The sequence below is a fragment of the Frigoribacterium sp. Leaf8 genome (assembly GCF_001421165.1).
GTDB lineage: Bacteria > Actinomycetota > Actinomycetes > Actinomycetales > Microbacteriaceae > Frigoribacterium.
In genome coordinates this window covers 879,874-903,909 of the sequence record NZ_LMKB01000005.1, presented here as the reverse complement: position 1 = coordinate 903,909, position 24,036 = coordinate 879,874, and the positions used below count along the sequence as shown (strand labels likewise).

The 24,036-nt window shown below is 72.2% G+C and carries 20 protein-coding genes and 1 tRNA gene; 17 read left to right on the top strand and 4 right to left on the bottom strand.

Going from position 1 to position 24,036, the window contains the following annotated elements:
* Nucleotides 1-34: 34 nt before the first annotated feature.
* The gene (locus ASL10_RS08890) at nucleotides 35-2,593 is read right to left on the bottom strand and encodes a transglycosylase domain-containing protein (RefSeq protein WP_082460303.1); all 2,559 of its coding nucleotides are present in this window, start codon (nucleotides 2,591-2,593) and stop codon (nucleotides 35-37) included.
* Nucleotides 2,594-2,643: 50 nt separating this feature from the next.
* Here ASL10_RS08890 and ASL10_RS16345 point away from each other — a divergent pair, with 50 nt between their 5' ends.
* Nucleotides 2,644-2,802 carry a hypothetical protein gene (locus ASL10_RS16345; protein ID WP_167599048.1) on the top strand — a complete coding sequence of 53 codons (159 nt, stop codon included), beginning with the start codon at nucleotides 2,644-2,646 and terminating at the stop codon, nucleotides 2,800-2,802.
* Nucleotides 2,802-3,272 (top strand): RidA family protein, encoded by a 471-nt coding sequence (locus ASL10_RS08885; RefSeq protein ID WP_056046459.1) that lies wholly within the window; start codon nucleotides 2,802-2,804, stop codon nucleotides 3,270-3,272. Before ASL10_RS16345 ends, ASL10_RS08885 begins: the two co-directional genes overlap by 1 nt.
* Nucleotides 3,273-3,341: 69 nt before the next feature.
* On the opposite strand, the gene acs is transcribed toward ASL10_RS08885, so the two are convergent.
* On the bottom strand, nucleotides 3,342-5,294 hold the full coding sequence (acs, locus tag ASL10_RS08880) for an acetate--CoA ligase (RefSeq protein ID WP_056046458.1): 1,953 nt from the start codon (nucleotides 5,292-5,294) through the stop codon (nucleotides 3,342-3,344).
* Between the two features lie 369 nt (nucleotides 5,295-5,663).
* Here acs and ASL10_RS08875 point away from each other — a divergent pair, with 369 nt between their 5' ends.
* The 15 genes from ASL10_RS08875 to ASL10_RS08805 all read left to right on the top strand — a co-directional run bounded on the left by ASL10_RS08875 (nucleotide 5,664) and on the right by ASL10_RS08805 (nucleotide 20,843).
* On the top strand, nucleotides 5,664-6,746 hold the full coding sequence (locus ASL10_RS08875; RefSeq protein ID WP_082460302.1) for a TadA family conjugal transfer-associated ATPase: 1,083 nt from the start codon (nucleotides 5,664-5,666) through the stop codon (nucleotides 6,744-6,746).
* A complete protein-coding gene (locus ASL10_RS08870; RefSeq protein WP_056046455.1) occupies nucleotides 6,743-7,795 on the top strand; it encodes a type II secretion system F family protein in 1,053 nt (350 codons plus the stop codon). Before ASL10_RS08875 ends, ASL10_RS08870 begins: the two co-directional genes overlap by 4 nt.
* Nucleotides 7,796-7,897: 102 nt before the next feature.
* Nucleotides 7,898-8,176 carry a DUF4244 domain-containing protein gene (locus ASL10_RS08865; RefSeq protein ID WP_056046454.1) on the top strand — a complete coding sequence of 93 codons (279 nt, stop codon included), beginning with the start codon at nucleotides 7,898-7,900 and terminating at the stop codon, nucleotides 8,174-8,176.
* 5 nt (nucleotides 8,177-8,181) lie between these two features.
* Nucleotides 8,182-8,556 (top strand): TadE family type IV pilus minor pilin, encoded by a 375-nt coding sequence (locus tag ASL10_RS08860; RefSeq protein ID WP_200922581.1) that lies wholly within the window; start codon nucleotides 8,182-8,184, stop codon nucleotides 8,554-8,556.
* The gene (locus ASL10_RS08855) at nucleotides 8,553-8,933 is read left to right on the top strand and encodes an Rv3654c family TadE-like protein (RefSeq protein WP_082460301.1); all 381 of its coding nucleotides are present in this window, start codon (nucleotides 8,553-8,555) and stop codon (nucleotides 8,931-8,933) included. The genes ASL10_RS08860 and ASL10_RS08855 overlap by 4 nt, the downstream gene beginning before the upstream one ends.
* Nucleotides 8,934-9,092: 159 nt before the next feature.
* Nucleotides 9,093-12,020 carry a type I DNA topoisomerase gene (gene topA, locus ASL10_RS08850; RefSeq protein ID WP_056046450.1) on the top strand — a complete coding sequence of 976 codons (2,928 nt, stop codon included), beginning with the start codon at nucleotides 9,093-9,095 and terminating at the stop codon, nucleotides 12,018-12,020.
* Nucleotides 12,021-12,060: 40 nt separating this feature from the next.
* Nucleotides 12,061-13,209: a DNA polymerase III subunit delta' gene (locus ASL10_RS08845; protein ID WP_056046448.1), complete on the top strand. Its 1,149-nt coding sequence runs from the start codon at nucleotides 12,061-12,063 to the stop codon at nucleotides 13,207-13,209.
* A 114-nt stretch (nucleotides 13,210-13,323) separates the two neighbouring features.
* The gene (locus tag ASL10_RS08840; RefSeq protein WP_055971509.1) at nucleotides 13,324-13,986 is read left to right on the top strand and encodes a TetR/AcrR family transcriptional regulator; all 663 of its coding nucleotides are present in this window, start codon (nucleotides 13,324-13,326) and stop codon (nucleotides 13,984-13,986) included.
* A 57-nt stretch (nucleotides 13,987-14,043) separates the two neighbouring features.
* Nucleotides 14,044-14,119 (top strand) — tRNA-Thr (locus ASL10_RS08835).
* Nucleotides 14,120-14,315: 196 nt separating this feature from the next.
* Nucleotides 14,316-15,044 (top strand): hypothetical protein, encoded by a 729-nt coding sequence (locus ASL10_RS08830; RefSeq protein WP_157485346.1) that lies wholly within the window; start codon nucleotides 14,316-14,318, stop codon nucleotides 15,042-15,044.
* Between the two features lie 68 nt (nucleotides 15,045-15,112).
* Nucleotides 15,113-16,096 (top strand): Gfo/Idh/MocA family protein, encoded by a 984-nt coding sequence (locus ASL10_RS08825; protein ID WP_056046444.1) that lies wholly within the window; start codon nucleotides 15,113-15,115, stop codon nucleotides 16,094-16,096.
* Nucleotides 16,097-16,127: 31 nt separating this feature from the next.
* Nucleotides 16,128-17,657 (top strand): D-alanyl-D-alanine carboxypeptidase/D-alanyl-D-alanine-endopeptidase, encoded by a 1,530-nt coding sequence (gene dacB, locus ASL10_RS08820; RefSeq protein WP_082460420.1) that lies wholly within the window; start codon nucleotides 16,128-16,130, stop codon nucleotides 17,655-17,657.
* Between the two features lie 38 nt (nucleotides 17,658-17,695).
* On the top strand, nucleotides 17,696-18,304 hold the full coding sequence (locus tag ASL10_RS08815) for an isochorismatase family protein (protein WP_056046441.1): 609 nt from the start codon (nucleotides 17,696-17,698) through the stop codon (nucleotides 18,302-18,304).
* Nucleotides 18,301-19,794: an NAD-dependent succinate-semialdehyde dehydrogenase gene (locus tag ASL10_RS08810; RefSeq protein WP_369794387.1), complete on the top strand. Its 1,494-nt coding sequence runs from the start codon at nucleotides 18,301-18,303 to the stop codon at nucleotides 19,792-19,794. The genes ASL10_RS08815 and ASL10_RS08810 overlap by 4 nt, the downstream gene beginning before the upstream one ends.
* Nucleotides 19,791-20,843 carry a Gfo/Idh/MocA family oxidoreductase gene (locus ASL10_RS08805; RefSeq protein ID WP_056046439.1) on the top strand — a complete coding sequence of 351 codons (1,053 nt, stop codon included), beginning with the start codon at nucleotides 19,791-19,793 and terminating at the stop codon, nucleotides 20,841-20,843. Before ASL10_RS08810 ends, ASL10_RS08805 begins: the two co-directional genes overlap by 4 nt.
* A 69-nt stretch (nucleotides 20,844-20,912) precedes the next feature.
* Here ASL10_RS08805 and ASL10_RS08800 read toward each other — a convergent pair whose 3' ends face one another.
* Together ASL10_RS08800 and ASL10_RS08795 are read right to left on the bottom strand one after the other, a co-directional pair.
* A complete protein-coding gene (locus ASL10_RS08800; RefSeq protein WP_056046437.1) occupies nucleotides 20,913-21,947 on the bottom strand; it encodes an enoyl-CoA hydratase/isomerase family protein in 1,035 nt (344 codons plus the stop codon).
* Between the two features lie 55 nt (nucleotides 21,948-22,002).
* Complete coding sequence (locus ASL10_RS08795; protein WP_056046435.1) at nucleotides 22,003-23,952, bottom strand: ABC transporter ATP-binding protein; 1,950 nt, start codon at nucleotides 23,950-23,952, stop codon at nucleotides 22,003-22,005.
* Nucleotides 23,953-24,036 lie beyond the last annotated feature (84 nt).

The following is a 24,036-nucleotide window of genomic DNA, read 5'->3' as shown; positions in this document are numbered from 1 at the left end:
TGGAGGGCGCTCGGCCCGCCGGTGCTCCGTGGGCTCACGCGCAGTTGCCCGGGTCGTTGCCGTCCCTGTCGCCGTAGACGGTCAGCCCGATGGCCGAGTCCTTCGCGACGGACGTGTTGGCGGCAGGATTCGTCGAGGCGACCTGGCAGGCGTTCTTCCCGTCTCCGGGCGTGAAGCCCGCGATGGACACCTTGGACGCGTCGAACCCGGCTCCGCCGATCGACTTGACCGCGTCGCCCACCTTCTGCCGGGTCACGTCCGGGACCGCGGCTGCGCCGCTGCCGTCGCTGGTGAAGACCTTCACGGTCGTGCCCTTGGACACGACGCTGCCCACGGCGGGGTCCGAGCCGATGACCTGACCCGCGGGCAGGGCCGACGGCTGGGTGCCACCGTCCGCGTAGACCAGGGAGACGCCCCTCAGCAGCGCCTGGGCGGCCGAGGGCGTCGTGCCGGCCATGTCGGGCACGGCGACGCCCGAACCGCGGAGCACCGCGCCCGAGGCCTCGCCGAACGCGCCTCCCGGGTACACGGTGTTGTTGACGCTCTGGACGGCCTTGAAGTACTGCACGCGGGCCGTCGCGTAGCTGGTCGAGCCGGCCAGGTTGGGGGAGTTGTAGCTGCGGAGGCTCTTCTTGGGGCCGTCCGCGACGCCCTGCCACACGGCCGTGGCGATCTTCGACGTCGCGCCGATGATCCAGATCTGGTCCTTGAGGTCGGTGGTGCCGGTCTTGCCGATCTCGGGGTAGCCGTCCGCCGGGAGGCCGCCGACGCCGGTGCCGTTCCGCCAGAGGCCCTGCATGGCCACCGCGGCGGCCGCGGCGACCTGGGGGTCGACGACCTGGCTGCACGACTGCGGCTGGCCGCCGAGGTCGACACCCTTGTCGTCCTTGATGTTGTCCACGATGATCGGCGAGCAGTAGACGCCGCCCGCGGCGATCCCGGCGTATGCGGTCGCCATGGTCAGCGGCGCGATCTCGTCGGCGGTGCCGAGGATCGACGACGCGAAGTCGTGCATCTCGCCCCCGTCGGCACGGTGAACGCCGAGCTTCTTCGCGACGCCGTTGATGTCGGCGATGTCGAGCTTCTCGGCCATGGCCGCGTAGGCCGTGTTCATCGACTTGGCCGTCGCGTCCGCGACGCTCATCTGGCCGGGCTGCTCGCCCGCGTCGTTCTTGGGGGCGTATTTGTTGCCCCGGCTGCCGTCGATGGTCATGTTGAACGTCCGCGGCTTGGCGTTGACGCTCTCGTAGATGCCGTGCCCCTGCTCGAGCCAGTCGATGAGGGTGAAGGGCTTGTAGGTCGAACCGGGCTGGAAGCCGATCGATCCGCCGTAGTCCCGGTCGGTGCTGTAGTTCACCGAGGTGAGGGTGCGGTCGGGGCTCGACGTCTCGGAGAACGTGGTGTTCTGTGCCATCACGACGACGCGGCCGGTACCGGCCTCGACGCTGTCGACCACGCTGCCCAGCTGGAAGTTGGCCTCGCTGGCCGGAGCGTACTTGTCGACCTGCGCCTTGGCGTTCTCGTTGAGGTCGAGGTTCAGCGTCGTGTAGACGTCGTAACCACCGGTGTTCCAGTTGGCCTGGCGTTCCTCAGGAGACGAGCCCAGGACGGCGAGGTCCTTGATGCTCTTCTTCACGTAGTCGCAGAAGTAGGCGGCCGAGGGGACCGTGACCGCGCCGCAGCCCTGCGTGGGCGCCGTGAGGACGACGTAGCTCTCGACGGGCGTGGCCAGAGAGGCGTCGGCCGTCGCCTGGTCGATGTCCTTCTCGGCGAGCATCGACTTGATGATGACGTCGCGCCGGGCCTTGTTGGCCGGGTACTTCTCGGGCGTCGACATGTTGCGCGAGTCCGGGTACTGGACGATCGCGATGAGGCTCGCGGCCTCGGGGACCGTCAGGTCGGCCGCGCTCTTGTTGTAGTAGTGCTGGGCGGCGGCCTGCACGCCGTAGGTCTGGTCGCCGAAGTACGCGATGTTGAGGTACGCCAGGAGGATGTCGTCCTTGCTGTACTTCTTCTCGAGCCCGATCGCGAACTTCATCTCTTCCAGCTTGCGGTCGAGGGTCGTGGTGGTCGCCTCCTTGTAGGCGGCGTCGCGCTCGTCCGCCGTCGGCAGCTGCTGCGACTGCGCGATGCGGATGTTGCGGACGAGCTGCATCGTCAGGGTCGAGCCGCCACCGCTCGCGCCCAACTCGCCGGCGCCTGCGGAGCCCACGGCCGCGCGCACGAGCGAGGTGACGTCGACGCCGCCGTGCTCGTAGAAGCGACGGTCCTCGCCGGCGACGACGGCGGTCTTGAGGTTCGGGCTGACCTCGTCCCACGAGAGCTCGACGCGGTTCTCGCTGTAGAGGGTCGCGAAGGGGACCTGCTGCCCGCCCTGGGTCGCGTACAGCGTGTTGCGCTGCTGCAGCTTGCCGATCTCGATGTACTCGGGGATCGACTCGAAGACGCCGATCGAACTCGAGGCCGTCATGCCGGCGACCGCGATGGCCGGTGTCACGCCGATGGTCACCAGGAGGCCGGCCAGGACGCTGAAGCCGACGAATCCGAAGAGTGCCCCGATGGCTGACGTGGGCTTCGATTTTTGGGCAGACATAGGATCAGGGTAAGCGACATCGCCGATTTTCAAGCTGAACGGAAGCCGAAATGGTCCTTTGGGAGTACACGACGACGCCCCTGCTGGTGCACAACAGCACGGCGATCCTCAACAACTGGGGCTCCGACGGATGGGAACTCGTCCAGGTGACCCAGGGGCCCGAGGGTGGTCCCGTCGCGTGGCTGAAGCGCCCTCGGCAGGACGCCTGATGACGACGGTCGACGAGCGCCTGGCCGAGCTCGGTCTCGTCCTCCCTCCCGTCGCGGCACCCGCGGGCTCGTACGTCCCTGCCCTCCGCACGGGGTCGCTCGTCTACACGGCGGGGCAGCTGCCGTTCGTCGACGGTCGGCTGCCGACCACGGGCAAGGTGGGTGACGGTCACGGGCTGGTCGAGCCCGCCGACGCGCAGGCGCTGGCCGCGACCTGCGTGCTGAACGCCCTGGCCGCCGCGGCGACGGTGCTCGACTCGCTCGACGACGTCCTCCGCGTCGTCAAGCTGACCGGTTTCGTCGCCTCCGATCCCGGCTTCTCCGGCCAGCCCGGGGTGATCAACGGCGCGTCCGACCTCCTGGGCCAGATCTTCGGCGAGGCCGGGCGTCACGCCCGGAGCGCCGTCGGGGTCGCGGTGCTGCCGCTCGACTCGCCGGTCGAGGTCGAACTCGTCCTCGAGGTCCGCTGACGCGCCTCCTCGTCCGGTCGTGACGACGGCCCCTCCTCTCGACGAGGAGGGGCCGTCGTCGCGCCGGGGTCAGCGCATCTCGGCGGTGATCACCGACATGACCGACGTGTCCGCCAGCGTGGTCGTGTCGCCGACCTCGCGGCCCTCCGCCACGTCCCTCAGCAGGCGGCGCATGATCTTGCCCGAGCGCGTCTTCGGCAGCTCGTCGACGAGCACCACGGTGCGCGGTCGCGCGATCGCGCCGATCTGGTGGGCGACGTGCGCGCGCAGGGTGGCCACCGCCTCCTCGGGGGTCTGCGTCGTCCTCGCCTTGTTCCGCAGGATGACGAAGGCGACCACCGCCTGACCGGTGGTCTCGTCGGCGGCACCGACGACCGCCGACTCGGCGACGATCGGGTGCGACACGAGGGCCGACTCGATCTCGGCGGTCGACAGACGGTGACCCGAGACGTTCATCACGTCGTCGACCCGGCCGAGCAGCCAGATGTCGCCGTCCTCGTCGCGGCGGGCACCGTCGCCGGCGAAGTAGCGGTCGCCGAAGCGGCTCCAGTACGTCTCGACGTAGCGGTCGGGGTCACCCCAGATGCCTCGCAGCATCGACGGCCACGGCTCGGACACGACCAGGAGGCCGCTCTCGCCGTTCGCCACCGGGGTGCCGTGGTCGTCGACCACGTCGACCGAGATGCCCGGCAGGGGGGTCTGGGCCGATCCGGGCTTGGTGGTGGTGACACCCGGCAGCGCCGAGATCATCTGCGCACCCGTCTCGGTCTGCCACCACGTGTCGACGATGGGCGTCCGGCCGGCGCCGATCACCTCGCGGAACCACAGCCAGGCCTCCGGGTTGATGGGCTCGCCGACCGACCCCAGGAGGCGCAGGGACGTCAGGTCGCGGGCCGCCGGGATCTCCCTCCCGGACTTCATGAAGCCCCGGATGGCCGTCGGCGCGGTGTAGAAGATCGTCACCCCGTACTTCTCGACGAGGTCCCACCAGCGGCCCGGTGCGGGGAAGTCGGGGGTGCCCTCGTAGAGCACCTGCGTCGCACCGTTGGCGAGCGGGCCGTAGACGACGTAGCTGTGCCCGGTGATCCAGCCGACGTCCGCCGTGCACCAGTAGACGTCGGTCTCGGGGTGCAGGTCGAAGACGACGGAGTGGCTGTAGGCGACCTGCGTGAGGTAGCCCCCGGAGGTGTGCAGGATGCCCTTGGGCTTCCCGGTCGTGCCGCTCGTGTACAGGATGAAGAGCGGGTGCTCGGCCTCGAACGGTTCGGCGACGTGTTCGGCGTCCACGGTCTCGATCGCGTCGTGCCACCAGACGTCGCGGCCGTCGGTCCAGTCGACGTCGTTGCCGCCTCGTCGGACGACGAGGACGTGCTCGACCGTCGAGTCGCCGTCCACCGCCAGGGCCTCGTCCACGGCGGCCTTGAGCGGGGAGACCGCTCCCTTGCGCCAGCCTCCGTCCGCCGTGACGACCAGGCGGGCACCGGCGTCGTCGATGCGCGCGCGCAGGCTCTCGGCGCTGAAGCCGCCGAAGACGACCGAGTGGACCGCCCCGATCCGGGCCACGGCGAGCATGGTCACCACGGCCTCCGGGATCTGCGGGAGGTAGACGACGACGCGGTCGCCCGCCTGTACGCCGAGTGACAGCAGCAGGTTCGCCGCGCGCTTGACCTCGTCGGTGAGCTCGGCGTAGGTCACCGAGCGGGCGTCGCCGGGCTCGCCCTCCCAGTGCAGCGCGACGCGATCCCCGTGCCCTGCCTCGACGTGACGATCGAGGCAGTTGTAGGCGACGTTCAGCGTTCCGTCGGCGAACCACCGGGCGAAGGGCGCGTCCGACCAGTCGAGCGTCTCGGTCGGGACCCGGTCCCACGTGAGCCGCTCGCGGGCCTGCTCGCCCCAGAAGGCGAGGCGGTCGGCGGCGGCTCGTCCGGCGAGGTCCGAGCCGGCGACGGCCGTCCGGGCGAAGTCGGCAGGCGGGGCGAAGGTGCGTCCTTCGGTGGGTCGGTCGTCGGTGCCGTCGAGCATCGGAAGTCCTCTCGCGTCGTTGCGTGAACCGCGGCTCGGAGCCGCGCCGACGACCTTACTCCGGAGGTCCCACCGGGCAAGGGCGGGCCGCGCGCGCGTGGCGGCCGGACGACGTGGTGTTCCGGAGCCGACCTGGGGTACACTTGGCGAGTCGGATTCAATTCCGACGTGCGTCGTGCTGATTCCCCCCAATCGCCCGGCGCACGTGGCGGCACCGGTTCCCCCCAACCGGTGCCGCCCCTCTCTTTTAACCCGGCGGTCGCCCGGGTGGATGGACGGCTCGTCCCCAAGGGCGTTCATCGACGATCCGTCCCCACGGTGCTCTACCGATCTGTCTGTGCCGCCCGGGCGCTCCCTACGGTCGGGACCATGTTCTCCGCGCCTCAGCTCGACACCGCCGGTCACCCGTCCCTCACCCTCCGTCACCCTCCGTCCCGCTTCACCCTGCCTCCCGTTCCGGCGCTCGGCATGGACCGGGGTACAGACGCTCGATTCGGGGTACAAGGACGCCTTGCGCGACCCGAGCGTTCCGCATTCGGGCCCCTGGGGCGCCTCCTCGACGATCCGGCCGTCACCGACGTCTTCGTGACCGGCGGCGTGGGCGTCTGGGTCGATCGCGGCGACGGGGCCGAGCCCGAGACGAGCGTCCATCTCTCCGAGGCCTCGGCTCGGCAGGTCGCGGTGCGCCTGGTCTCGCTCGGGGGACGCCACGTCGACGAATCGAGTCCGTGCGTCGACGTGCGCCTGGGTGACGGTCTCCGGGTCCACGTCGTCCTGCCTCCGCTGGCGGTCGCGGGGACGGCGATCTCGATCCGGGTGCCCCGGGTCGAGTCGATGTCGCTCCTCGACCTCGATCGTCGGGGGTTCTTCCCCGCGGGGGCCCTCGAGGCGGTGACCGGCTGCGTGGAGCGCCGTGCCAACGTCCTGGTCAGCGGGTCGGGCGGGGCCGGGAAGACCACGTTCCTCGCCGCACTGTTGTCCGAGGCTCCCGTCTCCGACCGCATCGTGACCATCGAGGACGTCGCCGAGTTGCGGCCACGCCATCCACACGTCGTGGCGCTCGAGACGCGGCAGCCCAATCTCGAGGGAGCGGGTGGAGTCGACCTGTCCCGTCTCGTCCGCGAGGCGCTGCGGATGCGACCCGACCGTCTCGTCGTGGGTGAGGTCCGCGGGCCGGAGATCCGCGACCTCCTCTCGGCCCTGAACACCGGGCACGACGGAGGCGCGGGCACGGTCCACGCCAACGGTCTGGACGACGTCCCCGCACGACTCGAGGCGCTCGGAGCACTCGCCGGGCTCGGGGTGGACGCACTCGCCCGGCAGGCCGTCAGCGCGATCGACGCCGTGTTCCACCTCGAGCGACGCGGCGGTCGTCGGAGGCTCGCCGAGATCGGCCATCTCGCGGTGACGCCCGAGGGGCGCCTGGTCGCGCGGACGGGGTCACGGGGGTGACCGGTGGTCCGGGCCGTCGTCCCGGGGGCCGGGGCCCCGGGCGCCGGAGGACGCGGCGGTCACGACTCACGCCGGCCGCCGTCCTGGTCGAACGCCTCGCCGTCCTCATCGGTGCAGGGGTCGCGCCCGCGAGGGCCTGGGGCCACGTCGGCGCGGTCGAACCCCCGGGCGCGATCCGACGGCTCGCCGAGGCGGTCGCGCTCGACGGCGGCGACGGCGTCGCGGTGTCGACGAGCCTCGTGTCCTGGCTCGACACCCGCCCCTTCGAGGGCGCCCAGGACCCCGACGGGCACGACCGCACCTGGAGGCAGGTCGCCTGCGCCTGGCGCGTGGCCGAGACGAGCGGGGCCCCGATGGCCGATTGCCTCCACTCCCTCGTGTCGGCCCTCCGGGCGGCCGACGAGGCGCGCCGTGACGTCCAGGTCGCCCTGAGCGGGCCACGGGCGACCGCGAACGTGGTCCTCGCCCTCCCGCCGGTGGGCCTCCTCTTCTCCCTGGGGCTGGGCTTCGACACCGGTGCGGTGCTCGTCGGCACCCCGATCGGTTGGGCGTGCGTCGGCGTCGCCGGAGGACTCGTGATGGTCGCCCGTCGGTGGAACGCCCGACTCGTGCGCGGCGCCCTCCCGTCGTCGAGGGTGCCGGGCCTGCGCCCCGAACTCCTCGCCGTGGCGTTGTCCGGGGGAGCCTCGTGGTCGGCGGGCCTCGCCACCGTCGACGAGGCGATCGTCTCGTGCGGGATCGAGGCCGCTGTCACCGAGCCACCAGGAGGCGCGGGCCCGGTCGGCGAGTCCGCCGACCGGGTCGAGCGGCGTCGGTGCGAGGCGGTCCTCGACCTGTCCCGTCGTGCGGGGGCACCGGCGGGGCTGCTCCTGCGGTCCGAGGCCCGCGAGCTGCGGCTGGAGGCCCGGACGGCCGCCCAGGCCGCCGCGGGCCGCCTCGGCGTCACCCTGATGCTGCCGCTCGGCGTGTGCATCCTGCCGGCGTTCCTGGTCATCGGGGTCGTGCCGCTGGTCGTCTCGCTCGTGTCGTCCACAGCGGGTTCCTGGTGATCGGTCGTCCCCAGCACGGTGCGACGTCTGCGAGCCGTCCGCGGAATGCCGCCAGGCTCGGAACGTCACCGATGAGGTGCCGACACCCACGAGAGGAACATCATGACCGTTGCCGAGACCCCGTCGCCCGCCGTCCCCACGTCAGGCCCTCCGTCCCCAGCTCGCCGTGCCTCCCCGGCCGGCCGCCTCGCCCCGTTCGGCCGCCTCGCCTCGGTCGCGCGTCGCGTCGCCCGGGCCGACGACGGTGCCGCCACGGCCGAGTACGCCATCGTGATCATGGCCGCGGTGGGCTTCGCCGGCCTGCTCGTCACGATCATGAGGTCGGACGAGGTCCGGAGCATCCTCTCCGACCTGGTCCGGTCCGCCCTGTCGGTCGGGTGATCGCCGTGACGACCGGGGTCCGTGCGCGCCTCGTCCGTCTCCTCCGTCGAGTGGACGACGAGAGGGGAAGCGCGACGGTCGAGTTCGCGATGACGATGCCCGCCCTGATCCTGGTCGTCTCGTTCGTCGCGGCGAGCCTGGGCGTGACCTCGCAGTCGGTCCGCCTCGCCGACGCCGCCGCCGTGGTCGCCCGGCAGACCGCCCGGGGCGACCGTGGTTCGGTGGGCTCGACCGTCGCCCGGCTCGCGCCGGGCGCGGCGGTGTCCGAGTTCGTCACCGCCGACCTCGTCTGCGTCGACCTCCGCCGGCAGGTACGGCTCGGTCTCGTCGGCGAGGTCGCGTTGGCCTCCCGCAGCTGCGCACCGCGGGCCGGGGGATGACCCTCCGCCAGCTCCTCGGGAGCGACCGCGGCAGCTCGAGCGTGCTGGCGGCCGGCGGGCTCGTGACGATCACCGTCCTCGCCGTCGCTCTCGTCGGATCGCACTCGGCCCTCGCGGTCCGGTCGCGCACGGCCGGGGCGGCCGACGCGTCGGCGCTCGCCGCAGCCGACGCCCTGTCGGGGGCCGTCGTCGGTGCCGCCTGCGACCGCGCCGCCGCGACCGCCGAGGCGAACGGCGTCTCTCTCTCGGCCTGCGTCGTCGCGGGTGCGGAGGTCACGGTGGAGGTCTCGACGACCTTCGGTCCCCTCGACGTCGGGGCCCGGGCGACCGCCGGTCCGCCGCCCGCGACGGCCCCGTCCCGGGGCGGCGGCCCGTGAAGGGGGCCCGGGCGTCGGGTGTGTATGGTGTGGCTGTCGGCTGCACGGCTCCCGACGTTCCTCGGGGTCGGTGGGAGCGATCGAGCACCCCGTCCTCGCCCTGCAGCCCCTCGCCCGGTCCGTCGGACCGGGTCGCCGCACCACCACCCAAGGAGTCCCGTGCCAGGCACGAAGAAACTGGTCATCGTCGAGTCGCCCGCCAAGGCCAAGACGATCGGGCAGTACCTCGGCGACGGATACGAGGTGCTGGCCTCCGTCGGTCACATCCGCGACCTCGTCGAGCCCAAGAACCTCCCGGCCGAGCTGAAGAAGGGGTCGATGGGCAAGTTCTCCGTCGACGTCGAGAACGGCTTCGAGCCCTACTACGTCGTCTCGGACGCCAAGAAGAAGACGGTCTCCGACCTCAAGCGCGCGCTGAAGAACGCCGACGAGCTCTACCTCGCGACAGACGAGGACCGCGAGGGCGAGGCCATCGCGTGGCACCTCCTGCAAGAGCTCAAGCCCAAGGTGCCGGTCAAGCGCATGGTCTTCCACGAGATCACGAAGGACGCCATCCAGAAGGCGCAGGAGAACACCCGCGACCTCGACACCGCCCTGGTCGATGCGCAAGAGACCCGTCGCATCCTCGACCGCCTCTACGGCTACGAGGTCTCGCCCGTGCTGTGGCGCAAGGTCGGCCCCGGTCTCTCGGCCGGGCGCGTACAGTCGGCGGCGACCCGTCTCGTCGTCGACCGCGAGCGTGAACGCCTCGCCTTCGTCTCCGCCTCCTACTGGGACCTCACCGCGACCTTCGAGCCCGTCGCGGCCGAGGGGGAGTCGAAGGTCGCCTTCGGGTCACGCCTCGTCCGCGTCAACGGAGGACGCGTGGCCGCGGGGCGCGACTTCGACGACCGGGGCCGCTTGAAGAACGATGCCGTCGCGCTCGACGAGGCGGCCTCGCGGGCGCTCGCCGAGGCGCTGGGTTCGTCGGACGTCGAGATCGTCGTCGGCTCGGTGGACTCGAAGCCCTACACCCGCCGACCGGCGGCTCCCTTCACGACGTCGACCCTCCAACAGGAGGCAGCGCGCAAACTGCGCTTCTCGGCCCGACAGACCATGAGCGTCGCGCAGTCGCTCTACGAGAACGGCCACATCACCTACATGCGCACCGACTCGCCGGCGCTGTCGCAGCAGGCGATCGGTGCGGCGCGCAGCCAGGCGGCCAAGCTCTACGGGTCCGACACCGTCCCCGACAAGCCCCGGCTGTACACGGGCAAGAGCAAGAACGCCCAGGAGGCGCACGAGGCCATCCGTCCGTCGGGCGACACCTTCAAGACGCCGTCCGAGATGCAGAACGTCCTGCGGGGCAACGACTGGAAGCTCTACGACCTCATCTGGAAGCGCACGGTCGCCTCGCAGATGGCGGACGCCAAGGGCTCGACCGCCTCGGTCGTCGTCTCGGCGACGACCTCGGGGCTCGTCGAGGGCATCGCGCCCCGCGCCGCCGCCGGGACGCTCGCCGAGTTCGCCGCGTCCGGCACGGTGATCACCTTCCGCGGGTTCCTCAACGCCTACGAAGAGGGGCGTGACGAGGACCGCCACGGAGCAGCCGAGCCGGCCGAGGCCAAGCTGCCCCCGCTGACCGCCGGTCAGGCGCTCGGCCTCGACGAGGTCGAGGCGAAGGGCCACGACACGTCGGCACCGCCGCGCTACACCGAGGCGAGCCTCGTCAAGACCCTGGAAGAGCTCGGCATCGGACGCCCCTCGACCTACGCCGCCATCATGTCGACCATCGTCGACCGTGGCTACGTCACCCCTCGCGGAACGGCCCTCGTCCCGAACTGGATCGCCTTCTCGGTGGTCCGTCTGCTCGAGGACTACTTCGCCGACCTGGTCGAGTACGACTTCACGGCCAGCATGGAGGACGACCTCGACCTCATCGCCGGTGGTGACGCCGACCGCGTGGACTGGTTGAACGGCTTCTACTTCGGCAACGAGTCGCACCGTGGTCTCCGCAAGGTCATCGACAACCTGGGCGAGATCGACGCGCGCGACATCAACTCCATCGTGCTCGCCGACGGCGTGACCCTGCGCATCGGTCGCTACGGCCCCTACCTCGAGGCGCCGGGCGACGACCCCGAGACGCCCCGTCGGGTCAACGTGCCCGAGGACCTCGCTCCCGACGAGTTGACGGCCGAGAAGGCACGCGAGCTCATCGACGCCCCCGTCGTCGGCGACCGCGTACTGGGTCTGAACCCCGAGACGGGCAAGGAGGTCATCGCGAAGGACGGCCGCTTCGGCCCGTACGTGACCGAACGGACCCCCGAGTCGGCGACCGACGAGATCACGGCCGACCCGGCGACGGGAGAGGTGACCGAGCCGTCGTCCGCCGCCGCCGCCGCGACCACGACCGGGGCCAAGAAGGCTCCGGCGAAGAAGGCCCCCGCCAAGAAGACCGCCGCTCCGAAAGAACGCACGGCGTCGCTCTTCAAGAGCATGGGCGTCGACACGGTCGACCTCGACACGGCGCTGCGGCTGCTCGACCTGCCCCGGACCGTCGGCACCGACCCCGAGAGCGGCGTCGAGATCCAGGCGCAGAACGGGCGCTACGGCCCCTACCTCAAGAAGGGCACCGACACCCGGTCGTTGACGAGCGAGGACCAGATCTTCGAGATCGACCTGCCCGGGGCGCTCGAGCTCTACGCCCAGCCGAAGTACGGTGCCCGCAAGGCCAGCAGCGCCCTGAAGGAGTTCGAGGCCGATCCCGTGAGCGGCAAGCCCATCAAGGTGAAGGACGGCCGGTTCGGCCCGTACGTCACCGACGGCGAGACGAACGCGACCATCCCGCGGGGCGAGACGGTGGAAGAGGTCGACTTCGACCGCGCCGTCCAGCTGCTCGCCGACAAGCGGGCCAAGGGTCCGGCCAAACCCAAGGCGGCCGCCAAGAAGGCTCCGGCCAAGAAGGCACCCGCCAAGAAGGCCACCACGGCCAAGGCACCGGCCAAGAAGGCCACCACCGCGAAGACGGCCACCGCCAAGACGACCACCGCGGCGAAGAAGGCGCCGGCTGCGAAGACGCCGGCCCCGAAGGCCCCGGCGGCCGAGTGACCGGCGGGGTAGGCCCTCGAGTCGAGGGCGCACGCTGACCATGCCCCTCTGGGAACACCTCACGGGTCAGCCCGACGCCATCGAGGCGTTGACAGCGGCGGCTTCCACCCAGCCCGGCAACGCCTCGATGACCCATTCGTGGCTCATCACCGGCCCGCCCGGCTCGGGTCGCTCCAACCTCGCCTACGCCTTCGCGGCCGCGTTGCTCTCACGAGAGCCGGCCGACGAGGAGGCGACCCTCCGGCAGGTCGCCGCGAGGTCGCATCCCGACCTCGCGGTCCTCAGCACGGAACGCATCATCATCACGATGGACGAGGTCCGGTCCCTGGTCGCGGCGAGCCAGTTCTCGCCGTCGGTGGGTCGCTACCGGGTGGTCGTCATCGAGGACGCCGACCGCATGACCGAGCGGACCTCGAACCTCCTGCTCAAGGCGCTCGAGGAGCCGCCACCCCGGACGGTCTGGCTGCTGTGCGCCCCGAGCGAGGCCGACCTCATCCCGACGATCCGCTCCCGCGTCCGCAGCGTGCGCCTCCGCATGCCCGCCGTGGCCGACGTCGCCGCGCTCCTCGAGGACCGCGACGGGGTGGAGTCGGAGATCGCCCTCGTGGCGGCCCGGGAGGCCCAGAGCCACATCGGCATGGCGCGGCGCCTGGCGCTCGACTCCTCGGCGAGGTCGCGACGTCGTCAGACCCTCGAGACCGCCCTGGGCATCCGCAGCGTCTCGGACGCCGTCATCGCGGCGGCGACCCTGCTCGCGGTGGCGGGCGACGACGCCAAGGCGATCACGGAAGAGCGTGACGCCGAAGAACGGGCGAGCGCCCTGCGCTCCCTGGGCGTCGAGCCGGGTGGCACCGTGCCTCCGGCGTTGCGGAGCCAACTGCGCGCCCTCGAGGACGACCAGAAACGCCGAGCGACCCGGAGCCTCCGCGACGGGATCGATCGCATCATGGTCGACCTCCTCTCGCTGTACCGCGACGTCCTGCTGCTGCAGCTGGGCGTCGACGAGCAGCCCATCAACGAGGCCATCCGGGCACAGCTCGACGCCGCGGCGACCGCTTCCACCCCGGCCGCGACCCTGGCCGTCCTCGACGCGATCGCCCTGGCCCGCCGCCGCATCGAGGCCAACGTGTCGCCGGCCATGGCGCTCGAAGCCATGCTGGTGGTCGTCAGCCGTCACGCCACCCGCTGACCCGCGCCGGCGACACCGGCGCCGGCGGCACCGGCCCGGCGGCACCGGCGCGAGCGCCGGATCGGCGGGGGGGCGTCCACCCCTTTCCCCGGCGGCATGAGCGATGATGGCCTGATGAGCGACCCGAACGCCGCCCCCGGTCTGCGCGAGCGCAAACGTCTGGCCACCCGACGAGCGATCCAGGTCGCCGTCCTCGACCTCATCGTCGAACACGGGCTCGACGCGGTGACGGTCGACATGGTCAGCCGCCGGGCCGACGTCTCGCCGCGCACCTTCTTCAACTACTTCCCCTCCAAGGAAGAAGCCGTCGTCGGTGATCCGCCCGCGCTGCCGGACGGTCGAGACCTCGAGCGGTTCGTGGCCCAACGCGACGAGCCCGTGCTGTCGAGCCTGATCCAGCTGCTGACGCACGCCGTCGAGTCGGCCACGGTGGATCGCGAACTGGTCGTCCTGCGCCGACGGGTGCTGCGGGCCCACCCCGACCTGCTGGCCCGTCGCATCGCGTCGACGCGCGTCTTCGAGGAGCGACTGACGACCGTCGTCGCGCAACGAATGGCGGCCGACGAGGGGGTGGCGGACGACGCCGTCGACGCCTCGTTGCTCAGCCGCGCGCACCTGGTGTCGCTCGTCAGCATCGCCACCCTCCGCCATGCCTGGGCCGAGTGGATCGACGACGACGACGTGGACCACCTCAGCGACATGCGGTACAGCCTGCGCGCCCGCATGGAGGCCAGCTTCGTCGAGCTCGGTCGCCTCGTGACGCGTGAGGTCCGCTGATCCTGTACAGTATCTAATCGTGCCGCGAGGCACGGGCAACCGGCCGAGGCCGGCCCCGCCGCTTTAGCTCAGTCGGTAGAGCGTCTCACTCGTAATGAGAAGGTCATCAGTTCGATTCTGATAAGCGGCTCCACCACAGCCCCGGGTCACCACGACCCGGGGCTGTTCTCGTCCGAGGGCGTGCCTCTCGAGGCCCCGGTCCCGGTCCCTCCGCCCCCAATAGTGGTGAGGGCGTCGTCGACTTGTACCCCGAACGGCCCCCGGGCGTCGTTCCGTCGCCCTACGGTCGATCTGCGACGACCACCTGATGCCGGAAGGAGATGGCCCGCATGCCTCTCCGAGTGATCTGCACCGCGCTGCTCGCCGCCGTCCTGGCGGGCATCCTCCTCGTCGTCTGGGCCGGAGGCGACTCCTCGGCCCTCGCGACGGCCGGCGTGGCCGACGGACCGACGACGGTGGTCCTCGCGAGCGGCGACCCCGCATCCGAGGCGGGCCCCACGACCGAGGACGCAGGAGGCGCGGGGTGCGTCGACGACGCCACCGGCGCCTCCGTCCCCTCGCCCGCGCAGCCCGGCGCCGATGCCGGGAGCGGCGCGACGGGTGCCCCCGACGCGGCGAGCGGCGCCACGGGCACGACCGCCGCCGACCTCGACGCGTTCCGGACGGCGTACGACGAGCGGCGACAGGCGGCGTGCCTCGGGCTGCTGCCGGCCGCGAACGTGCGGTACGACGCGTGCCTCGAGCAGTACCTCTTCTGGGTCGCCGGCGACCCGAGCCCCGATCCGTTGAGCGCTTGGGGGCACAAGGGCGAGGTGGTCCGCAGCGACGGGGTGCCCCCGGTCGGCTGCGACGGCAACCTCGCGGGCGGCACGTCGACCACGGGCGACGTCGCCGCCGCCAAGTGGTGGGCCTCGGCCCCGCACCGCGACGCCGTCTACCGACCGGACTTCCGCGGAGACCTCGCGCACGCCTGTGTCGGGTTCGCCGCCGTGCACGGGGGAGCACCGGACGACAGCCCGGACTTCGTCCGTTCGGCCAGTCGTTGGTACGCCTGCTGAACGAACCGCGGGACGGCGCCTCGACCCTCGCGGGCCTCCCCGTCGGCGGTGACTGGTAGACAGTCCGCATGACACTTCGATGGGGAATCCTCGGCGCCGGCGGCATCGCCGCCACCTTCACGTCCGACCTGCAGGGGGCGGGGTCGACCGTCTCCGCCGTCGGATCGCGAGACCTGGCCAAGGCACGCGAGTTCGCCGACCGTGCCGGGGTCCCGGGGGCTCACGGCAGCTACGACGACCTGGTCGCCGACCCCGAGGTCGACGTGGTCTACGTCGCCACCCCGCACCCGTTCCACGCCGAGAACGCCCTGCTGGCCATCGCTGCCGGCAAGCACGTCCTCGTCGAGAAGGCCTTCACCGTGAACGCCATCGAGGCCGAGCGGGTCCACGCGGCCGCTCGCGAGGCCGGCGTGGTCGTCCTCGAGGCGATGTGGACGCGGTACACGCCGCAGAGCGCGCGACTGCGCGAGGTCGTGCGCTCCGGGGTCATCGGCGAGGTGCGCCTCCTGACGGCCGTGCACGTCCAGTCGCTGCCCACCGATCCCCACCACCGCATCAACGACCCGGCCCTCGGCGGCGGGGCCCTGCTCGACCTCGGGGTGTACCCGGTGTCGTTCGCGGACGACCTGCTCGGGGCGCCCTCGACGGTCTCGGCCGCCGCCACGCTGAGCGACCAGGGCGTGGACGCCCGCGTCGCGATCCAGCTCGGTCACGAGTCGGGTGCGACGGCCCAGCTGTACGCCGCCCTCGACATCTCGGGGCGCAACACGGCGACGCTGCTCGGCACCGCCGGCCGCATCGACGTCGACGACACGTTCTACGCGCCCGGGGGCTTCACGGTGCGTGATCAGGACGACGCCGTGGTCGAACGCTACGAGGCCGACGAGAACGGGCTGAGGGGCATGCACCACCAGGCGCTCGAACTCGAACGGGTCGTGGCGGCGGGCGAGCGAGAGAGTCCGCTGCTGACAGCCGCCGACGTCGTGGGCGTCATGCGCACCATGGACGAGGTCCGCCGACAGATCGGCGTGCGGTACCCCTCCGAGGGATGACGTGGGCGCGAGGCTCCGTATGATGTCCTCGATGAGCGATCAGGGTGAGCCACGTCACGACCGTCCCGAGTCGACCACGGGGGGCGACGGCGTCGGCTCCGGCGACGCGGCCCGGTCCACGGGGGCGGGCGCCTCGGTGCGGCGTTGGGTCTCCTCGCGTCCGCGGGGGGTCGTCGTGACGGCGGGCGTCCTCGCCTTCGCGCTGCTCGGCGGCGGCGCCGTGGCCGCCGGGGCCGCCACCGCGCCCGACGCCGGGACGGCACGGGCCGCCGCGTCGAGCCCCGAGCCGGCGGTCACGGTGACCCCGACCCCGACCCCCTCGGTCGACCCTGCCCGTTCGGTTCCCGCCGAGATCCCGGGTGCCACGCGCCTCCGGACCTGCTCGGTCACCGGGGCCGCGTCCGACGCCCGTCTCGCCCAGTTCGAGGGCAGCGTGGTCAACGCCGCCACGGGCGAGGTCCTCTTCGACCGCAACGGTTCGACCCCGGCTCGCACGGGCAGCGTGTTGAAGACCCTGACGAGCGCGGTCGCCCTGTCGGTCCTCGGGCCCGACGCGCGTCTCACGACCCGGGTGACCGGCGACGCCGGGACGGGTGCCGTGTCCCTGGTCGGCGGCGGTGACGCCACGCTCAGCGCCACCGGCTCGAGCGTGTACGCCGGGGCCCCCACGGTGGCCGACCTCGCGACCCAGGTGAAGGCGTCGCTCGGCGAGCAGCCCCTCACGCAGATCACGCTCGACGCCACCTTCTGGAACCCCTCCGACAAGTGGGACCCGTCCTGGAAGCGCACCGAGCAGACCATCGGGTACCACTCCGAGGTCACCGCGCTCATGGTCGACGGCGACCGGGCGAACCCTGCGGCCCAGACGAGTCCGCGCAGCACCGACCCCGTCGCCCGTGCCGGCGACGCCTTCCGCTCCGCGCTCGTCGCCGCGGGCGTCGTCGGCGCCGACTCCGCCACCATGACCCAGGGCGCCGCCACGAGCGGCACCGTGATCGCCCAGGTGTCGTCCCAGCCGGTCGGCCGCCTGATCTCGCAGCTGCTGCCGACCTCTGACAACACCCTCGCCGAGATGCTCGCTCGCGTCTCGTCGAAGGCGTCCGGTGCCGACGGGTCGGCCGCGTCGCTCACCGCCCTCTACAAGTCCGTGCTCTCGTCGACCTATGGTCTCGACACGTCCTCGCTCACGATCATCGACGGGTCCGGCCTGAGCGAGAACGACGCCGTGCCCTCGACCTTCGTCGCGCGCCTGATGATCCAGGTCCTGAACCGCGAGCACGGCCTCGGCGTCGTCTACGACGCGCTGCCGGTGTCGGGCAAGACGGGCACGCTCGCCTCCCGGTTCACGGGCGCGAACGCCGTGGCCCGGGGTGCCGTGCACGCCAAGACCGGCTGGATCGACACGGCCTACACCCTGGCCGGCACGGTGGACGCGGCGGACGGCACGAAGCTCACCTTCGCCTTCTACGCGATCGGCTCCGTGCAGGACGACGCGCGGGCCGCCCTCGACACCCTGACGACGGCCGTCTACAACTGCGGCGACAACCTGGCCAACGGCTGAGGCGTGCCGCTGTCGGTGCGGCGCGCGAGAATGGTGGCATGACCAGAGCACTCTTCGTCATCGACGTCCAGAACGACTTCACCGAAGGAGGCGCGCTCGGGGTCACCGGCGGCGCCCACGTCGCGCAGGCGGTCACCGACCACCTCCGCGCCCATCGCGACCGGTACGACCTCGTCGTCGCCAGCCGCGACTGGCACGCGGCCGACGGCGACAACGGCGGCCACTTCAGCCTCGAGCCCGACTTCGTCGACTCGTGGCCGGTCCACTGCGTGAAGGGTTCGACCGGTGCCGACTACCACCCCGACCTCGACACCGCCCTCGTCGACGTCCACGTGCTCAAGGGCGACGGTCGGCCGGCCTATTCGTTGTTCGACGGGCTCGTCGACGACGGGCGACCGTTCGGTGACGTCCTCGCCGCGACGGGCGTCGACGAGGTCGACGTCGTCGGTCTGGCGACCGACCACTGCGTCCGGGCCTCGGCCCTCGACGCCGTCACCGCCGGGCTCGGGGTCACGGTGCTGACCGACCTCGTGGCGGGTGTGGCCCCGGCTCCGAGCGAGGCCGCCCTGGCCGAGCTGCGCGCGGCCGGCGTGCGCACGGTCCCGTCGTCCGACGTCGTCGACGGCTCGACCGGGGTCCCGGCGTGAGCCGCCCGGTCGTGACGGCCGCCGAGCGTCGTCGCGTGGTCGAGGCCGTGCCCACCGGCCTCTTCGTGGGGGGCTCGTGGGGCCCGTCGTCCTCCGGCGAGACGATCGACGTCGTCGACCCGGCCACGGGCGAGGTCCTGGTCGCGGTGGCCGACGCCACTCCCGCCGACGGCCTGCGGGCCCTCGACGCCGCGGTCGCCGCGCAAGAGGACTGGGCGGCCACGTCCCCCCGCCACCGCAGCGAGGTGTTGCGTAGCGCCTTCGACCTGCTGATGCAGCGGCGCGACGACTTCGCCCTCCTGATGACGCTCGAGATGGGCAAGCCGCTGGACGAGTCGCTCGGCGAGGTCACCTACGGCGGCGAGTTCCTCCGCTGGTTCTCCGAAGAGGCCGTGCGCGTCTCGGGTCGCTACGGCACCAACCCCGAGGGCACCGGCCGGACGACGGTGCTGCACCGCCCGGTGGGCCCCTGCCTGCTGATCACCCCCTGGAACTTCCCCCTCGCCATGGCGACCCGCAAGATCGCGCCCGCCCTCGCCGCCGGCTGCACGGTGGTCGTCAAGCCCGCCGAGCTGACCCCGCTCACCACGCTCGCCTTCGCCGCCCTGCTCGCCGAGGCGGGTGTTCCCGACGGGGTGGTGAACGTCGTGACGACCCTGTCGGCGAACGACGTGTGCGAGCCCCTGATCCGTGACCCGCGCCTCCGGAAGCTCAGCTTCACGGGGTCGACGCCGGTCGGTTCGACGCTGCTGACGCAGGCCTCCCAGCAGGTGTTGCGCACCTCGATGGAACTCGGGGGCAACGCGCCCTTCGTCGTCTTCGACGACGCCGACCTCGACGCCGCGGTCGAGGGCGCGATGCAGGCGAAGTTCCGCAACGTGGGCCAGGCCTGCACTGCCGCCAACCGGTTCATCGTGCACGAGTCGGTCGCCGACGAGTTCACCGCCCGGGTGGTCGAGCGCGTGCGAGGACTCCGGGTGGGCGCGGGGACCGACGACGGGGTCTCCGTGGGCCCGTTGATCGACGACCGGGCCGTCGACAAGGCCGACCGCCTGGTCCGCGACGCCGTCGCCCACGGCGCGGTGGTCGAGACCGGCGGCCACCCCGTCGACGGTCCGGGCACGTTCTTCGAGCCGACCGTCGTGTCGGGCGTCGCCCCCGGCAGCGAGATCCTGACGACCGAGATCTTCGGCCCCGTCCTGGCCGTCTCGACGTTCCGGGACGAGGCCGAGGGGGTCCGCCTCGCGAACGACACCGAGTTCGGGCTCGTCGCCTACGCCTTCACGCGGGACCTCGCCAGAGGGCAGCGGCTGGCCGAGCGGCTGCAGACCGGCATGCTCGGGCTGAACGTCGGCGTGGTGTCGAACGCCTCGGCCCCGTTCGGCGGCGTCAAGTCGTCGGGCCTCGGCCGCGAGGGCGGTGCCGAGGGCATCCACGAGTACCTCGAGACGGTCTACGTGCTCACCCCCGACCCGTTCGCCGCCGCATGAGCGCCCTCGAGCCGCTGCGCGTCGGCATCGTGGGCTACGGGCTCGCAGGACGGGTGTTCCACGGCGCGCTCCTGGCGGCGGACCCGGCCTGGCAGGTCGATGCCGTCGTCACGCGCGACCCCGACCGTGCGGGGCAGGCCGTCGCGGCGCATCCCGGTACCGAGGTCGTCGCAGACGTCGACGAGCTCTGGCGTCGTGAACTCGACCTGGTCGTCGTGGCCACCCCGAACGACACCCACGTCGAGACCGCGGTGCGTGCCCTGCGAGCCGGGGCCGCCGTGGTGGTCGACAAGCCGCTGGCGACCTCGGCCGACGACGCCCGCGGGCTCGTCGGGCTCGCCGAGTCGCTGGGGCGGCCGCTGACGGTCTACCAGAACCGGCGGTGGGACGGCGACTTCCTGACGGCGACGCGTCTCGCGGGGTCGGGTGAGCTGGGCGACGTGCACACGGTCGAGTCGCGTTTCGAGCCGTGGAAGCTCGAGAACCGCGTCGGCTGGAAACGTCGGGCCACACCCGCCGACGGTGGCGGCATCCTGTTCGACCTGGGCCCGCACCTCGTCGACCAGGTCATGCGCTTCCTGGGGCCGGTCCGGTCCGTCCATGCCGAGATCGCGACCCGCCGCCCCACCGGCTCGGCCGACGACGACGTGCATCTGTCGCTCGAGCACGACGGGGGTCGACGGTCGCGGCTCACGATGAGCCACGTCGCAGCCCTCCCCGGGCCGAGGTTCCGGGTGCTGGGGTCGGCCGGCGCGTACGAGGTGCACGGCCTCGACCCGCAAGAGGCCCAGCTGTCGTCCGGACTGCCGCCGGTCGATCCCACCTACGGGGTCGACGCGGGCGATCGTCGTGGTGTCGTCGTCACGGGCGGCACGCGTCGCGACGAGTCGACCGATCCGGGGCGCTATCCCGAGTTCTACTCCCGACTGGCCCGGGCGCTCCGAGGCGACGGCGACCTCCCGGTCGACCCCTGGGACGCGGTCCGGGCACTCGAGGTCATCGAGGCCGCCCGCCGTTCCGCGGGGGAGGGACGCGTGGTCCGCCTCTGAGCCGGTGGCTCGCGGCGAACGGCGAGCAGCCCGTCGGCGGCGAGCGGGGCGGCAGTCGACTCGACCCGGTCAGAGCCGCGTGGACCAGTCGACCGTCGCGAGCGTCGCCTCGACGTCGACCTCGGCGAGGGTCGACGGTGACCACCGGGGCCGGCGGTCCTTGTCGATCACGCGAGCCCGGATGCCCTCGACGAGATCCGGCGACGCGGCGAGCGAGGTGACGATGCCGAGTTCCTGCCCCAGCACGGCCTCGAGGTCGGGCAGTCGGGCCGCCCGCCTCTGGGCTTCGAGGGTCAGGACCACCGACGTGGGCGACGCCGCCACGAGGTCGTCGACCACGGCTCCGGCGTCGGCGAGACCTTCCTCGGCGAGCTCGTGCAGGCGGGACACGATCGTCCCGGCGTCGTCGCCGCGATAGGCGCGATCGATCCACCCGGCGGCATCCGCGAGCTCGGACGGCCCCGCCGTCGTGCCCAGCGCCCGCACGGCGTCGGGGCCGCCCTCGGCCAGTGCCGGCAGGACTCGAGTCAGCTCGGAGGACGGGACGAACAGGTCGGCGAAGCCCGTGTGCAGGGCATCGGCAGCCGTCATCGCGCGGCCCGTCAGGGCGAGGTGGGTACCGAGCTCGCCCGGGGCTCGCGACAGCAAGAAGCTCCCGCCCGCGTCGGGTGTCAGCCCGATGCGGGTCTCCGGCATGCCCACCGAGCTGCGTTCGGTGACGATGCGGAGCGTGACGTGACCGCCGAGTCCGATGCCGGCACCCATCGCGATGCCGTCGAGCAGCGACACGATCGGCTTCGACCAGCGCGACAGACGCAGCGTGCCACGGTACTCGCGCCGCCACATGTCCACGCTGCGCCGAGGGTCCGTCGTGGCGGCGGCGTGGATCCACGCGATGTCGCCCCCGGCACAGAACCCCCGTGGCCCGGCGCCCCGCAACAGCACCGCCGAGACCCGCGAATCGTCCTCCCAGGCGTCGAGCGCCTGCTCGACGAGCCCGAGCATCTCGAGCGTCACCGCGTTGATCTTCTCCGGGCGGTTGAGGGTGACGACACCGACCCCGCGCTCGACGTGGGTCAGGACCGCGGGGGCGACATCGCTCATCGGGCCATCGTCGCACGGTGTCGTGGCCGCGCCCCGTCGCGCGCGGAGCCCGGCCTCAGACGAGGAGTTGGTGCTTCGCCAGGTCCTTGTACAGCGGCGTCGTCCCCACCAGTTCGGAGTGGGTGCCCACACCGACCACCCGCCCGGCCTCGACGACGACGATCTGGTCGGAGTCGACCACGGTCGACAGCCGGTGGGCGATGACGATGAGCGTACGGTTCTCGGCCACCGCGTCGATCGCTTCGCGGAGGCGCTGCTCGTTGAGGCCGTCGAGGCTCGAGGTCGACTCGTCGAGCAGAAGGATCGGCGGCGCGTTGAGCAGCGTGCGGGCGATGGCCAGGCGCTGGCGCTCGCCTCCGGAGAGCATCACCCCGTCCTCGCCGACCTGGGCGTCGAGGCCCTGGTCGCCGCGTTCGAGGACGGCGGTGAGGTTCACGGCCTCTAGGACCCGACGGCAGTCGTCGTCCGTCGCCTCGGGCGAACCCAGGGTGAGGTTGTCGCGGATGGTGCCGGCGAGGACCGGGGCGTCCTGTTCGACGTAGCCGATGCGGGACCGCAGGTCGCGCCGGTCGAGGGTGCGCACGTCGGCGCCCCCCACGCGCACGGCACCCGAGGTCGGGTCGTAGAAACGCTCGATGAGCGACAGGATCGTGCTCTTCCCTGCTCCCGAGGGGCCGACGAGTGCCGTGCGCTTGCCGACGGGCACCGAGAAGCTCACGCCTCGCAACACCGTGAGGTCGTCGTCGGCGGGGCCTTCGCCCGAGACGTGGACCGGGTCGCCGGAGACCCGCGGGCCCCCCGTGGCCGGCCCGGCGGGGACCGGTGAGTCGGGGTAGCGGAAGTGCACGTCGTCGAACCGGACGGCGATGCCGTCGTCCGCCTCCAGACCACCGGCGCCCGCCTCACGGGTCGCGACCTCGGCCGCGAGGCGCTCGTCGCCGTCGGTCTCGCTCGGCAGGTCGAGGATCTCCTGGATCCGTCCGAGCGCCCCCAGGGCCTGGTTGACGCTGAGCACGGCGCCGAGAGCCTGGCCGAGCGGCATGATCATGAGGAAGAGGAAGAGCACGAACGAGATGAGCGAGGCGATCTCGATGGCACCGCTGGCCACCCGGTAACCTCCGACGCCGAGCACGACGAGGAAGGAGGCCTGGAGGGCGACGGACGAGATCGGCACGACCAGGGCCGAGATGCGCGCGACCTGCAGCCCCCGTCGGTAGGCGCCCTCGGCGTCTCGCTCGACGGCGACGATCTCGCGTTCGGTGGCGCCCGAGGCACGGATCGTGCGGACCGAGCTGATGGCGCGTTCGACGGCGGCCGTGAGGTCACCCACCTTCTCCTGCGCCTGGCGGCTCGCCACGCGGATGCGTCCGGACAACAGCACGACGACGACGACCGAGACGGCGACGACGAGCACGGTCAGTCCGAGCAGGACGGGGTCGATCAGGAACATGCCGACCAGGGCGCCGACGAAGGTGAGGCTGCCACCGATCGCCTCGACGAGCCCCTGGGTGAGCACGGCCCGCAGCAGGGTGGTGTCCGAGCCGACCCGCGACACGAGGTCGCCCGTCCGGCGCGTGTCGAACTGGCTGACGGGCAACCGGAGCATGCGTCCGACGAGGCGACGGCGGCTCGACAGGACGACGCCCTCGCCGGTGCGCTGCAGCAGGTAGTGCTGGAACCCGCTGATCAGCCCGGCCACGACGACCAGCGCGACCAGGGCCCAGACGAGGGGACCGAGCGTCACGCCCTCCTGCACGGCCGAGATGACCTGCTGGACGAGCAACGGCTGACCGAGCGACGCCGCGGCACCCAGGACGCTGAGCACGATGATGACGGCCATGACCTTCTTGTGCTCGAACAGGTAGGGCAACAGCTGACGGAACGTGGCACGCGGACCCTCGGGCTGCGGACGGCGACCCCACCGCGACCGGGGCGCGGCCGGTGGGTCGACCCGCGCCTCCTTCCCGTCGGACGTCGTCGTGCGCGCGCGCGTGTCGGAGCTCATGATGCCTCTCGTGCCAGGTGACCGGCGTCGCGGGTGCGGCGGTCGGTGTCGCGGGCGGTGCCTCCGCCGACTACGACCGTACTT

Excerpts from the sequence above, each read along its gene's own strand:
- ASL10_RS08890 (WP_082460303.1), bottom strand. The coding sequence starts at position 2,593 with ATGTCTGCCCAAAAATCGAAGCCCACGTCAGCCATCGGGGCACTCTTC.
- ASL10_RS16345 (WP_167599048.1), top strand. The coding sequence starts at position 2,644 with ATGGTCCTTTGGGAGTACACGACGACGCCCCTGCTGGTGCACAACAGC.
- ASL10_RS08885 (WP_056046459.1), top strand. The coding sequence starts at position 2,802 with ATGACGACGGTCGACGAGCGCCTGGCCGAGCTCGGTCTCGTCCTCCCT.
- acs (WP_056046458.1), bottom strand. The coding sequence starts at position 5,294 with ATGCTCGACGGCACCGACGACCGACCCACCGAAGGACGCACCTTCGCC.
- ASL10_RS08875 (WP_082460302.1), top strand. The coding sequence starts at position 5,664 with ATGTTCTCCGCGCCTCAGCTCGACACCGCCGGTCACCCGTCCCTCACC.
- ASL10_RS08865 (WP_056046454.1), top strand. The coding sequence starts at position 7,898 with ATGACCGTTGCCGAGACCCCGTCGCCCGCCGTCCCCACGTCAGGCCCT.
- ASL10_RS08855 (WP_082460301.1), top strand. The coding sequence starts at position 8,553 with ATGACCCTCCGCCAGCTCCTCGGGAGCGACCGCGGCAGCTCGAGCGTG.
- ASL10_RS08845 (WP_056046448.1), top strand. The coding sequence starts at position 12,061 with ATGCCCCTCTGGGAACACCTCACGGGTCAGCCCGACGCCATCGAGGCG.
- ASL10_RS08840 (WP_055971509.1), top strand. The coding sequence starts at position 13,324 with ATGAGCGACCCGAACGCCGCCCCCGGTCTGCGCGAGCGCAAACGTCTG.
- ASL10_RS08830 (WP_157485346.1), top strand. The coding sequence starts at position 14,316 with ATGCCTCTCCGAGTGATCTGCACCGCGCTGCTCGCCGCCGTCCTGGCG.
- ASL10_RS08825 (WP_056046444.1), top strand. The coding sequence starts at position 15,113 with ATGACACTTCGATGGGGAATCCTCGGCGCCGGCGGCATCGCCGCCACC.
- dacB (WP_082460420.1), top strand. The coding sequence starts at position 16,128 with ATGAGCGATCAGGGTGAGCCACGTCACGACCGTCCCGAGTCGACCACG.
- ASL10_RS08815 (WP_056046441.1), top strand. The coding sequence starts at position 17,696 with ATGACCAGAGCACTCTTCGTCATCGACGTCCAGAACGACTTCACCGAA.
- ASL10_RS08805 (WP_056046439.1), top strand. The coding sequence starts at position 19,791 with ATGAGCGCCCTCGAGCCGCTGCGCGTCGGCATCGTGGGCTACGGGCTC.
- ASL10_RS08800 (WP_056046437.1), bottom strand. The coding sequence starts at position 21,947 with ATGAGCGATGTCGCCCCCGCGGTCCTGACCCACGTCGAGCGCGGGGTC.
- ASL10_RS08795 (WP_056046435.1), bottom strand. The coding sequence starts at position 23,952 with ATGAGCTCCGACACGCGCGCGCGCACGACGACGTCCGACGGGAAGGAG.